This window comes from Bacillus sp. cl96, assembly GCF_900100505.1.
Classification (GTDB): Bacteria; Bacillota; Bacilli; order Bacillales; family Bacillaceae_G; genus Bacillus_A; species Bacillus_A cereus.
Genome location: NZ_FNDM01000004.1, coordinates 156,282 through 168,670, shown reverse-complemented (window position 1 = coordinate 168,670; position 12,389 = coordinate 156,282). Strand labels below are relative to the sequence as shown.

Genomic DNA, 12,389 nt, shown 5'->3' with positions numbered 1-12,389 from the left:
TTAGCTATCCTTATAATCGTTTATTCGTAAGATTTTTTCTTGTTTATATAAAATGTAATTATAGCAGTAATGAAGAAAATAGGTATCGCATACACTTGCCCAACAAATAACTTCCAGCCGACATAATTATAGCCTTCAGATGCTGGGATGATAACGGAAATAACGCAAACAATAAAATAGACTAATAGTGCAGGGATAATATTTTTCATTTTTATGGACCTCCTTCCTAATTTAATTTATAAATCATAATATTTAAATTTAATTATAAAAATTTGAAGAAAAAAATGCAAAAATTTTTATGGTATTATAATATTTGCAATGAGAGTGATCCATAGTACATATATGGTAAAATGTGTAATTTAAACTTTTCAGAATTATTATATAGTATTTTGAGAGAAAAATGTACAAAATAATGAATTTTATTTACCAAAGTAAAGGGAGTAGAAATATATATGAAAAGGATATGTATAATTCCATGTGGAAAAAAGAAAATTTGGGATAAACATTCAGACTACGGACCGATGGAAGCAAAAGATGTGTATATTAGTCCGTTCGGAAAAGCATGTCAGGCGTACGCAACTATGTTTTTCGAAAACTGGGTTATATTATCGGCGAAACATGGATTTTTAAGACCAAATGATATTGTATTAGAAAACTATGATCTTGCATTTGATTCAAAAAGCGATGAGGTAATAAATATAGAGCAATTACAAAAACAGATGGTAGATAAAAGTTTATTACAGTTTGACGAAATCGTCTTACTAGCAGGGAAGAAGCATAAAAAAGTAGTGACAAAGTTATATCCAGAAGAAATGATTACATATCCGCTAGAGGGGTGTAAAGGGATTGGATATATGTTGCAGAGGTTGAAAGAAGCTGTGAAGGAAGGGGAGGAAATATAGGTGTAGTTTCAGTGATTTTAAACTCTATTTATTTAGGGAGCTGAAAAGTAAAATAGAGTTTTTAGGCATCGCCGAAAGGGTGATGCTTTTTTGTTCGTGTCGTCATTCATGTAAAAGTAATTTAGAGAATAAATCATTCGATTTATGAAGCGATAGCTTTTTTATATCGAAAACAAATTGCTTCACTTCTAGAAAATGTAGGACATATGGGTACAGTTAAAATTGTAAGTGGGAATAGCAATAAGACAAGTTTTGAATAGGATATTAAGAAAGGAGATGTTGATAAATAATGGCCAGATATAGTTTGCACGGAGGACACAATAGTATTGTTCAAGGTGCTAATTTTGGGAATCGGAAAGAACACGTTTTAGATAGGCAAGTTAAAGATGCTGTGGCGGCTAAGTTAAGATCCCTAGGACACACGGTTTATGACGATACGGACGAGGTAGGGGCAACTCAATCACAAAATTTAAATAATATCATTCGGAATAGCAATTCCCATGCTGTGGATTTAGTTATTTCTTTTCATCTTAATGCAAGTGATGGAAATGGACAGGGTGTTGAGGTTTTGTATTATGATCAGAAAGATTTGGCGGCTAAAATCTCAGCTCAACTAGCAAAAGATATTGGATGGCGTGATCGAGGTGCGAAACAGCGTACAGATTTAGCGGTATTAAATGGGACGAAAGCACCTGCTATTCTTATAGAATTAGGATTTATTGACAATGAATCTGATATGGCAAAATGGAATGTTGATAAAATCGCTAATTCTGTTGTATTTGCTCTTACAGGACAAACTGGAGGAGGTGCAGCGGATTTGCTCAAAGTAAAAACTGGTGGTGTAGCATTTAGTAATTTACAAGATTTGGCTCAAGCTATGGTAGATGCGGGTATTGATGGACAAATTGTCGTTCAGAAAGATGGCATTGGTTATGCTATAACGAATGGCTATCCGTCTGGAAATATCGATAAATTTACAGCTTGGTTAGATGCACGAAAATGGTACTATGAGTACGTGAGATAAAATGAAAATTAGTTTGATTAAAAACTAAAAATTGTCTTATATTTAGTTAACAAGTATATTAAGTAACTAATAATTATGTAACTATAAAAATATGGACAATGTATATGTAAATTAGTACACAAAACCACCTGTCAGAAAGGTGGTTTTATTTATCAAGCTATTTGTGGGTAGTAAAATTCTCACCTCAAAATTCGGATGAAGCTAAGAAATTAGGTGGGAATTCCACTGCTCGTAGCCTCCTACTAATTATAGTTTCACTTTATATAGTTTAGAGTTTTGTAAACCTTTACTTATTCAACCCGTAATAATATTTTGTTTTCTCAATACATAAGCCGAATTTTAAATTATTACCCAATAATATAATACCTCTCATACTATTTATTAGTTGATAATAGCAAAAAAACAAGCTTTGAATATAATAATGAAAAAGGAGATGTTAAATAATGGGTTATATTGTAGATATTTCGAAATGGAATGGCGACATTAACTGGGATATCGCAGCACCACAATTAGATTTTGTAATTGCACGTGTGCAAGATGGTTCAAATTATGTAGATCCTTTATATAAAAATTATGTACAAGCAATGAAAGCAAGAAATATTCCGTTTGGTAATTATGCGTTCTGTCGTTTCGTTTCAGTAGAGGATGCACGGATAGAAGCAAGAGACTTTTGGAACCGTGGTGATAAAAATGCAACAGTTTGGGTAGCTGACGTAGAAGTAAGAACAATGAACGATATGAGAGCAGGTACACAAGCTTTTATTGATGAATTACGCAGATTAGGAGCTAAGAAGGCTGGTTTATATATTGCTCATCATATGTATGCTCCATTTGGAATGGCAAATGTCAATTCTGATTTTGTATGGATTCCTCGTTATGGTGGTAACAAACCGGCATATCCATGTGATATTTGGCAATACACAGAAACAGGCAATGTGGCTGGTATCGGCAAATGTGATTTAAATAAGCTGATTGGAAATAAGCCGTTAGCTTGGTTTACAAATCAAATTGTTGAGCCGATAAAAAAACAAGAAGGGGTTGGAATTATAGTGAATAAATATAACAAAGTAGTTACTTATGAATTTGGTGTAAATTTAATTCCTGACATGATTCAAATGATGGATAAGCTTGGATATACTTCTAAAATAATATCTCGTGGAGATAATCAAGGGCTTGTGTATTTCGAAACAGATTATCGTCAAGGGAACGAACTGGACAAAGCAACTGCTTGGTTAGATACGAAAGGAATTAAATATTTTTATACAAAAGAGTAGTTTGCTAAATAAAAAGCCGTCATGTGACGGTTTTTTATTTTTATGTAATCTTTTAACTCTACTTATAATATGGAGAAAATAGACTAATAAACAAGCCTTTGTATACTTTCAAACATAGAATATGATGAATTCTATTAAGGAGGAAGCAGATTCATGGGGAATACTTGTCATTGTGGGCATTCCCGAAATTGTAATACATTTTGGGATAATTTAATGTTTGGGAGATGTAGATGTAAACGCAATGATTTTCACGAATGTTGTTGCAAAGAGAAACCGAAATGTGAGTGTGAAAAATGTCATTGTAAAACAAAACCGAAATGCCATTGTATTCATGAAGAGGAAGGGTATTAATAATAAAAAAGAGTACGATACGTACTCTTTTTTTGGGTGATTATATTCCATCTTGAACAGATTTCTTTACAATTACCCATGTGTCTTTCTTTTTAACCGTTATAGCTACATTAGTTCCATTAGATTCCTTATAAAAGATATATCCATTGTTTGAGTTTACATATGTTACTGGTTCGCCTATGCAATCTCGCGAGCAGGATTTGTTGACCAGTTCAATTAGGGATAGTTCACTTGGATCGGTTTTGCTTGCTTCTATAACAGCATCAAGGCTTGTTTTTCGATAACCTTGCAAGTTTATATGAAAAAGCTGCTCTATTTCTCCTGTAATGCTAGTGTTCATTACTTCTACTGAATTCTTTTTTTCTTGAAGAAAGCCGTTTTCATAAAGTAATTTTGTATAGCCAATCCATGCTATTAACACTAGCATGAAAAACATACCCGTCATTTTAAGTATTCGAAGTCGTTTGCTTATAATTGTTTCTGAGTATTTCATTCACTCTAATCCTCCAATGTTTTTAATTTAAAATATGCTTGGATACATACTTTTAGAAGAGGATGAAAGTTAATGAGTTTTCAATAAAAAAGAAAACATCCAGAGTTAGATGCTTTCTTTTTTTGTATTTTTGGCTATCTGTTCGTTACTTGTTTCATAAGTGGTCTTATTTCTTTAACTGGTGGTTTCTTATCATAGGCATCAACGTAAGAAAAGTAGTAGTTTAAGTTTCTTAGAAGACCTTTTCCTATTTTTGCACTTAAGAAAGGAAATACTTGTCCGGTATAATCATCGAGAGATTTACAGTAATATTTTTCATCTAAATATATACTGTATTTACATGTTAGTTCTACTAAAGGATTCCCTTCATCATCAAATACTTCTTTAGAATCAATAATATCTATTAGTGCAAATTTTTCATTTAAGTAAACTTTCTTTTTTTTCTCGTGTTTATTTGTAAGTATAAAAACGAGACCAATCGCGTTAATCAAACTATTTCCTCCTATAAAAAACGGATATTAATAAAATATATCGATATAAGCTAAATGTAAAGAGGAGAGGTGAAATATCATGGAGAGAAAACTAAATAAGCCGATTTATGTTTGGAAACCGACTTATTTTTATCAAGTATTACTTAGTAGTAATACCTACTCTGATTAAAGTTTCACTTTATTGAAATACTTGCGGGAATTGTTTTACGATTGCGTTTGTTATCATGTCGGCCATTTCTAATGCTTCTTTTTCAATTTTATCGTAAAGTTTTACTCCTGCTTCATAATCTTTATTTAGGAAGGCAAGTGCTTCTGCTTTCGTTAGTGCTAAATGTTCATAAAACATTTTTCTAAATTCTTCTTTATCTATATATGGGTTGATACTGTTAAGAAATTCAATAATTTCATCACCATTAGCGTACCATTTTTTCTCTATAGCGGCCGCTGCATTTTGATTACCAGCTTTTGCGGCTTTAACAAGATCCGCTGCAATTACTAAGTGATCTTTAATTAATGCACTATATTTTTTCACTGCATCCTCACCGTAAAATGGTTCAAGTGATAGTCCCATATGTGTTGCGTTTTGTAGAAGTCGTCCAACAGTAACGTTAACATCTGGTAAATTAAAGACTATACTTATAATAGCCAATCTCGTCCAAGCGACGTGTTGTTCCCATAAAGAACGCATATACCCTTTTAAAAAATTCTCATTTTTACTAATTCGGTAGTTCCGTACGGATAAATCATAGTTTACATAAGGGTTATGGTAGGGGGAGTAATACGATTGCCAATAAGAATACATAAATAGTAACACTCCTTTGAACATGTATAACTCAAAGTATGATGAAGATTTATTTTTAGTTACGTGTCCTAGATTATTTTTAGGGAATTTGAAATGGAGAAATTCAATGAATGATGTTGTGGTATATATGAATAAATTGAATATAAAGTAAAAGAGGGTCTGCAAGGGAAGTTGCAGACCCTCAAAAGGGTATTGCCGAGATGTCGGACTCGACTACGTAATGTTATCATAAAATTCTTTTGAAAAACCCTGGTAAATGTGTCCAAATGAAATTAGGACCTTCATACAGTCAAAGGGACCTGCTTCCCGCGGCAGGCCCCAATAACTAGATAATGTCGATGAGCAAAAAACTCATCTGGAGTACTTTTATAGTAGCAAGTAAAATGTCTTTTGTGTATTGAGAAAGAAGAATTGCATAATTATATGTGAACAATTTAACTCCCAACAATTCATGATTATCATGAATTGTTGGGAGTTAAATATGGTTATAAAATGGAGAAAAGACTTGGAAGTGAGATCGAGGTACACAGAAGTATGTAATCATGAAAAAGACCTGCTAATATAAGCAGGTCAACTTAAGGGGTTTATCCAACAGATTATTATATATGGTAACAACTGAATTGTAGTAAGTCTATACATTTAATATTGAGAAAAATTCTGTGAATGATACATTTTTTGCGCATATATTAACGTCTAAAAAGTTGAGAAAGAAAATGTAAAAGCTTTTTATAAGAGAGTAATGGCTGGTACTTATAGTATGATTCATATTTCCACGCTTCATTATTTGAGAATTGGAGTTGGTTCGATACCGTTTTCTGTTTGATGGAACTAATATTACGGTGCTTCATATAGTAACCCCCTGAATTCATATGTATAAGATTAGTAGTATTCAAGGAGAATTAATAAAATGTGTATTTATTTTGAAATTCGTTATAATTGCTAATCATTCTCAAAAATGTAAAGAAGCATAAAATAATGAAAAAGCAGGCTGTTAGTCATGTATTCATCACTTTCATGATGCATAAGAGATGATATAATAGGAGTAGATGAAAGATAAAGAAAAGCAGGTGACTCTTTTTTGTTTACAAAAGCACAAGAACTTTTAGCGTCTTATTTCGGTTATTCGTCATTCCGAAGAGGACAAGATGAAACAATTAAAAATGTATTAGATGGGAAAGATACTGTCTGTATTATGCCTACAGGTGGTGGTAAGTCAATTTGTTATCAAATTCCCGCATTAGTATTTGAAGGAACAACGTTAGTTATATCGCCTTTAATATCACTTATGAAAGACCAAGTAGATACATTAGTACAAAACGGTATTTCAGCTACCTATATTAATAGTTCTATTTCGATTGCTGAAGCGAATCAACGAATTCAATTAGCGAAGCAAGGACATTACAAATTACTTTATGTCGCGCCTGAGCGTCTTGATTCGATGGAGTTTGTTGACCAACTTATCGATATGAAAATCCCTATGATTGCGATTGATGAAGCACACTGTATTTCACAGTGGGGACATGATTTCCGTCCAAGTTATTTACATATACATCGCATATTAGATTATCTTCCAGAAAAGCCGCTCGTATTAGCATTAACAGCAACAGCAACACCGCAAGTACGTGATGATATTTGTAATACACTTGAAATTAATAAAGAAAATACAATTATGACAACGTTTGAGCGTGAGAACTTATCGTTTTCTGTCATTAAAGGGCAAGATCGAAATGCATATTTGGCGGATTATATTCGTCAAAATCAAAAGGAATCTGGGATTATATATGCAGCTACTAGAAAAGTAGTCGATCAGTTATATCAAGATTTAATGAAGGCAGGAGTTTCTGTATCAAAATATCACGCTGGTATGAGTGATAGTGATCGAAATGAGCAACAAGAACTCTTTTTACGAGATGAAGTAAGTGTAATGGTAGCAACATCTGCATTCGGGATGGGTATTGATAAATCGAATATTCGTTACGTAATTCATTATCAGCTTCCAAAAAATATGGAAAGTTACTATCAAGAAGCAGGACGTGCTGGTCGTGACGGATTAGATAGTACATGTATATTGTTATATTCTTCTCAAGATGTACAAGTACAGCGTTTTTTAATTGATCAATCAACTGGAGAATCACGTTTTTCAAATGAACTTGAAAAATTGCAAAATATGACCGATTACTGTCATACAGAACAATGTTTACAATCATTCATTTTGCAATACTTTGGAGAAGAACCGAAAGAAGATTGTGGACGCTGTGGTAATTGTACAGACAATCGCGAGAGCATCGATGTGACAAGGGAATCACAAATGGTTTTATCATGCATGATTAGAACGAACCAACGCTTTGGAAAGCAAATGATAGCGCAAGTATTAACTGGGTCGAAGAATAAGAAAGTTATTGAATTTAATTTTCAGACTTTACCAACGTATGGGCTTTTATCGAACCGTAGTGTAAAAGAGGTCAGTGAGTTTATTGAGTTTTTAATTTCAGACGAGTTAATTGCAGTTGAGCATGGCACTTATCCGACGTTAAAAGTAACTGAAAAAGGGAAAGAAGTATTACTTGGTAAAGAGAATGTTTTACGAAAAGAACGAGTAGAGACAAGACAAATTGTTCAAGACCATCCTTTATTTGAAGTGCTTCGTGAAGTACGTAAAGAAATTGCACAAGGAGAAGGTGTACCTCCGTTCGTTATTTTCTCTGACCAAACATTAAAAGATATGTGTGTGAAAATGCCGCAAAGTGATTCCGAATTGTTGACGGTAAAAGGTATCGGAGAACACAAACTTGTGAAATATGGCTCGCACTTCTTACAAGCAGTTCAGCATTTTATTGAGGAAAATCCAAATTATGCTGAAACGATTAAGACAGAAGTAGTTTCAGAGCGTAAAAAGTCAGGAAAAGCGTCCGCAAATTCTCATTTAGAAACGTATGAAATGTATAAACAAGGTATTGATTTGAATGAGATTGCAAAAGAACGCAACTTATCAAGACAAACAATCGAAAACCATTTAATTCGCTGCTACGAGGATGGAATGGAAGTAGAGTGGCAAAGTTTTGTTCCATCAGAGTATGAATCTCTTATTGAAACTGCCGTTCAAAATGCAGAGGGTGGTCTGAAATCTATTAAAGAACAGCTTCCGAATGAAGTGAGTTACTTTATGATTCGTGCTTATTTACAAATAAGAAAGTAGAGACATATAAAGGGGATAAGAATTTATGTATCATGTTTTCGTTTATGGCACGTTAAGAAGAGGACAAACGAATGCTCATTATATGCTAGGTGCAACATGCATTGCAGACAGAGCTTGGACATATGGAAAATTATTTGATACGAACAAAGGATATCCGGCCATGACTTATTCGATTGAAGAAAAGGTGTATGGAGAAGTTTATGTAGTAAATGATGAGATATTGTGTAAGTTAGATGAACTAGAAGAATATACAGGTAATGCGGAGACTGATTTATATGATCGAATTACGCAAACAGTATATGTTGCTGATAGGAAAATAGAGGCATATGTGTATATCGCTCAAGATAAAAAGATGATATTAAAAGTTATTGATTCTGGTGACTGGGTGGAGTATAAAAAAGAAAAATAAGAGTAGCTAAAGAGTAGATAGTGGAATAATCCATTATCTATTTTTTATACTTTCACTTTCAAAATCCTTATTATTTTGATAAATTGTAAATATAGGGAAATCAAAAGGAGGATTTTTCATGGGGATTAGAAATTTAGTTTCTCACCTGTAACAGTAAAATAATTTGCAGGAGGAGAATAATAATGAACGAATTAAATGTAAAAGAATTTTATGAAAAACAATTTGAACTAATAAGCTATGATATAAATAATGAAAATTGGTTACAGGAAGTTGCTAAAGAAGTGCAAGAACAAGTTGGATATCCAATTCAGACGATGTTAGAATTAGGGGCTGGAAATGGCGGATTTGCAAGGGCGATGTCTAATTTGAATGTAAAAATGACTACTGTTGAGCTTGTACCGGAGTTAGCTATGTTTGCAAAAGAACATTCTACTAATGACATTGAGGTTCATTGCGCCGATTTTTATAAAATTAACTTTAAAGAAAAGTTTGATGTTATTTGTTATTTAGACGGATTTGGTGTAGGAACCGATGAAGAACAATTATTTTTATTAAAACGTATACATAACTGGTTGAAAGATGATGGATGTGCACTTATTGATATTTATCAACCGTTATATTGGGAAAAGGCCAATGGACAAGAAATGCCGATAGGTTCTGCAATGCGAAAGTATGAATATGATAGTGAAAATGCAAGAATGCTAGACCATTGGTGGGAAATAGATTCTTCAAATGATATCGTGACACAATCTTTACGCTGCTATGCTGTAGATGAGATTAGTAATTTATGTGCCGAGGCTCATTTAAGTATAGTTGGGATTTTCCCAGGAGGAGCGTATGATTTTGAAGCTGGGAAATATGAAGAGCAATCATCTTTAAATGAATGTTTATCATATCGAGTAAAAGTGAAAAAGAGTAGGGACTAATGAAGTGACCCCTAAAAGTTAGACACGGTTATTTCATTAGGCAACTTGATAAAAGTGAGTCCGGTATTGTACCGGGCTCATTTTTAATTTCGCCTTAATCCGTTTCGTATTATAATAATCTATATATTTTTCTAATTCTATTTTAAAGTGCTCTACATTTTCAAATTCTTTTATGTAGAGGAACTCCGACTTCATAATCCCAAAGAAATTTTCTATTACTGCGTTGTCGTAACAGTTGCCTTTTCGAGACATACTCTGGACGATAGCTCTTGATTCAAGTGTCCGGACGTACTGTCTCATTTGATAATGCCATCCTTGATCCGAATGCATCAGTAGCTGGTGGGTTTCAGGTAAACGTTCCAATGCTTTCTCTAACATGTCTGAAACAAGCGAATACGTCGGTCTAGAACCAATTGTATAGGTAATAATTTCACCATTATACAAGTCTAATACAGGTGATACATACAGTTTCTCTCCAAACAATTTAAACTCTGTGATGTCCGTTACCCATTTTTGATCCGGGGCATCTGTATAAAAATTACGCTCTAAAATATTAGGTGCAATTTTACCGACTTTCCCTTTATAGGATTTATATTTCCTCATACGCACAACACACTTTAATCCAAGCTCTTTCATAATGCGCTGAACCTTCTTGTGATTCACTTTCTGATCACGATTCGTTAACTCATCACGAATGCGACGGTAGCCATAACGACCTTCATTTTCCTCATAAATTGCTTTAATTTCAGCTTTCAAATCGGCATCTTGATCCGGACGATTCATTTTCTTTACTAAATCATAATACGTGCTTCGAGGAATAGTAGCTAGTTCCACGAGTGCCTTCACCGAATATTTATGCCTTAATTCATAGACTACTTGTGCCTTGTCTTGTTTCGTGATTTTTCCTTGTTTTGAACTAAGGCATTCAACTTTTTTAAGTACTCATTTTCCATTTCAAGCTGTTGAATACGTGCTTCAAGTGCTTCGACTGATCCTTCAGCTAAAGGTTGTTTTACTTGTTTATTTGAATCTTTTTTCATGGATGGACGCCCCTTTTTCTTAGATTGAAGGGCATCAATTCCTTGTGTTTCGAGCTGTTTTTTCCAAACAGAAATCGTTGAAGGGGCAGGAATATTAAAGATAGCTGCCGTCTCAAATAAGGACATACCGTTTTCAATCATAAAGTTTAGTACGTCTAGTTTAAATTGTTGTGTGTAATTTGTACATCGTTTTAGAAAAGCTTCCATACCATTCTGTTTATATTGGTTTACCCAATTCAAAATAATTGTGTCACTTATACCAATCGATTTACCCATTTCTCGATAACTTTCATTTCCATTCAAATAACGTAGAACGATTTGTATTTTTTCATCAGCTGTAAATTTAGCCATAGAAAAACTGCACCTCCAATTGTTAGACTGTGTCTAACAATTGGGGTGCAGTTCACTAAATCCTTACTCTTTTTACTTTTATTGTGTGAATAATTGTCGTTCTCTTTTTATTCTTATAGTTCTTAGTACGATTCCAATTCCGAGAAATAAAACAGTAGCAGCGACCCCGCTAATAGGATTTAACCAAAAATCACTACTGTTTGTAAGAGTAATAATCCCTGTTATTGTGACTAAAACAGTAGGAACAGCATCCTCGATCGCATGCATGATAACGCATGGCCAGACGGATTTTGTAAGTCTATATATTTCAACATACATAATTGACCAACAAACCATAAGGATACAGCCAGATAAAAGCATATTTAATCTTGAGATAGATTCAAAATATTTATTTGGCAAAAAGACTATATAATATGCAGCATGCCAAAGTGCCCAAATTAAACCAGAAATAATATAAATGTACCAATCGTTTAGATTTAGTTCAATCAACTTTGGAGTTAAATAACCACGCCAAGAAAACTCTTCAAAAATATTTTTAATAAAGTTACCAATAGTAGACATGACTATGAGTGACAATAACGTGGATATATCAAAACTAGAAATATGAGCTACTCCAAAAATGAGCGATATGCTTATCGTTATTACTGTAACGAATGGATAAATAAGTAGTGCAGTGAAATACCATATAAAGTTTCCTTTCAAATTTGGCTTGATGCCAAAATGATTCCAATCTCGGCTAATAACTCTAAGTAAAATGCTTACGAGGAAAGGTAATATTAGCCATAACCCCATACCTAAAGTATTTCCTTCAGGTTGATTTGTTAGAAGAGAATCTAGAAATACCCCAATCCATCCACTGGCCAAAACAGTTAATACAAAAATAAGTAAATATAACTTTAGTGATTTCTTTTTCGCGAATTTCATTTGAATAGACTCCTTTACTTTTATTTAGCCTACTATTTGTGGGCAGTAAAACCGCCTTATAAAATTTTCACTTTATGTATCTTTGATTTTTACATTGTTTGTCAATATATAAATTAAATAGGTCACAAATAGAAAGAGGTATCTTTTGTATGCATCACTATACTATATGTGTAGTGATGTGATTTAGATGTTGTATATATCTTTAA

13 protein-coding genes are annotated in these 12,389 nt (G+C 33.3%); 7 read left to right on the top strand and 6 right to left on the bottom strand.

Annotated elements, in window-relative coordinates; all coding sequences use genetic code 11:
• Positions 1-20: 20 nt before the first annotated feature.
• Complete coding sequence (locus BLT20_RS11075; protein ID WP_000789485.1) at positions 21-209, bottom strand: DUF4017 family protein; 189 nt, start codon at positions 207-209, stop codon at positions 21-23.
• A 243-nt stretch (positions 210-452) separates the two neighbouring features.
• Between BLT20_RS11075 and BLT20_RS11070 the strand changes: the two genes are divergently transcribed.
• From BLT20_RS11070 to BLT20_RS30565, 4 genes are all read left to right on the top strand, one after another.
• Positions 453-902: a DUF6884 domain-containing protein gene (locus tag BLT20_RS11070; RefSeq protein ID WP_000820903.1), complete on the top strand. Its 450-nt coding sequence runs from the start codon at positions 453-455 to the stop codon at positions 900-902.
• 289 nt (positions 903-1,191) lie between these two features.
• A complete protein-coding gene (locus tag BLT20_RS11065) occupies positions 1,192-1,926 on the top strand; it encodes an N-acetylmuramoyl-L-alanine amidase (RefSeq protein WP_000135291.1) in 735 nt (244 codons plus the stop codon).
• Between the two features lie 443 nt (positions 1,927-2,369).
• Positions 2,370-3,200 carry a GH25 family lysozyme gene (locus tag BLT20_RS11060; RefSeq protein WP_000540616.1) on the top strand — a complete coding sequence of 277 codons (831 nt, stop codon included), beginning with the start codon at positions 2,370-2,372 and terminating at the stop codon, positions 3,198-3,200.
• A gap of 217 nt (positions 3,201-3,417) precedes the next feature.
• Positions 3,418-3,591, top strand: a complete 174-nt coding sequence (locus BLT20_RS30565) for a hypothetical protein (protein WP_000503004.1) — start codon at positions 3,418-3,420, stop codon at positions 3,589-3,591.
• On the opposite strand, the gene BLT20_RS11055 is transcribed toward BLT20_RS30565, so the two are convergent.
• The 3 genes from BLT20_RS11055 to BLT20_RS11045 form a co-directional block, all read right to left on the bottom strand.
• Positions 3,592-4,044 (bottom strand): hypothetical protein, encoded by a 453-nt coding sequence (locus BLT20_RS11055; RefSeq protein ID WP_000877572.1) that lies wholly within the window; start codon positions 4,042-4,044, stop codon positions 3,592-3,594. It abuts the gene before it with no gap.
• Positions 4,045-4,178: 134 nt separating this feature from the next.
• A complete protein-coding gene (locus tag BLT20_RS11050; RefSeq protein WP_000606231.1) occupies positions 4,179-4,535 on the bottom strand; it encodes a hypothetical protein in 357 nt (118 codons plus the stop codon).
• Between the two features lie 178 nt (positions 4,536-4,713).
• Complete coding sequence (locus tag BLT20_RS11045) at positions 4,714-5,337, bottom strand: hypothetical protein (protein ID WP_000287728.1); 624 nt, start codon at positions 5,335-5,337, stop codon at positions 4,714-4,716.
• Positions 5,338-6,415: 1,078 nt separating this feature from the next.
• Here BLT20_RS11045 and recQ point away from each other — a divergent pair.
• The 3 genes from recQ to BLT20_RS11025 all read left to right on the top strand — a co-directional run bounded on the left by recQ (position 6,416) and on the right by BLT20_RS11025 (position 9,868).
• Positions 6,416-8,533 (top strand): DNA helicase RecQ, encoded by a 2,118-nt coding sequence (gene recQ, locus BLT20_RS11035; protein ID WP_000494265.1) that lies wholly within the window; start codon positions 6,416-6,418, stop codon positions 8,531-8,533.
• Positions 8,534-8,558: 25 nt separating this feature from the next.
• A complete protein-coding gene (locus BLT20_RS11030) occupies positions 8,559-8,942 on the top strand; it encodes a gamma-glutamylcyclotransferase family protein (RefSeq protein ID WP_000274909.1) in 384 nt (127 codons plus the stop codon).
• A 182-nt stretch (positions 8,943-9,124) separates the two neighbouring features.
• Positions 9,125-9,868: a class I SAM-dependent methyltransferase gene (locus tag BLT20_RS11025; RefSeq protein ID WP_001004292.1), complete on the top strand. Its 744-nt coding sequence runs from the start codon at positions 9,125-9,127 to the stop codon at positions 9,866-9,868.
• A 36-nt stretch (positions 9,869-9,904) separates the two neighbouring features.
• On the opposite strand, the gene BLT20_RS11020 is transcribed toward BLT20_RS11025, so the two are convergent.
• Positions 9,905-11,259 (bottom strand): IS3-like element ISBce19 family transposase gene (locus BLT20_RS11020; protein WP_090782810.1). Its coding sequence is split into 2 segments (ribosomal slippage): positions 9,905-10,806 and positions 10,806-11,259, totalling 1,356 coding nucleotides; the frame shifts between segments, so codons are not numbered across the junction.
• A gap of 78 nt (positions 11,260-11,337) precedes the next feature.
• Positions 11,338-12,183: a CPBP family glutamic-type intramembrane protease gene (locus tag BLT20_RS11015; RefSeq protein ID WP_000666536.1), complete on the bottom strand. Its 846-nt coding sequence runs from the start codon at positions 12,181-12,183 to the stop codon at positions 11,338-11,340.
• Positions 12,184-12,389 lie beyond the last annotated feature (206 nt).

Bases quoted from the DNA above. Each gene is read 5' to 3' on its own strand.
- BLT20_RS11055 (WP_000877572.1), bottom strand. From the start codon at position 4,044: ATGAAATACTCAGAAACAATTATAAGCAAACGACTTCGAATACTTAAA.
- BLT20_RS11065 (WP_000135291.1), top strand. From the start codon at position 1,192: ATGGCCAGATATAGTTTGCACGGAGGACACAATAGTATTGTTCAAGGT.
- BLT20_RS11075 (WP_000789485.1), bottom strand. From the start codon at position 209: ATGAAAAATATTATCCCTGCACTATTAGTCTATTTTATTGTTTGCGTT.
- BLT20_RS11060 (WP_000540616.1), top strand. From the start codon at position 2,370: ATGGGTTATATTGTAGATATTTCGAAATGGAATGGCGACATTAACTGG.
- BLT20_RS11070 (WP_000820903.1), top strand. From the start codon at position 453: ATGAAAAGGATATGTATAATTCCATGTGGAAAAAAGAAAATTTGGGAT.
- BLT20_RS11025 (WP_001004292.1), top strand. From the start codon at position 9,125: ATGAACGAATTAAATGTAAAAGAATTTTATGAAAAACAATTTGAACTA.
- BLT20_RS11030 (WP_000274909.1), top strand. From the start codon at position 8,559: ATGTATCATGTTTTCGTTTATGGCACGTTAAGAAGAGGACAAACGAAT.
- BLT20_RS11015 (WP_000666536.1), bottom strand. From the start codon at position 12,183: ATGAAATTCGCGAAAAAGAAATCACTAAAGTTATATTTACTTATTTTT.
- BLT20_RS11045 (WP_000287728.1), bottom strand. From the start codon at position 5,337: ATGTATTCTTATTGGCAATCGTATTACTCCCCCTACCATAACCCTTAT.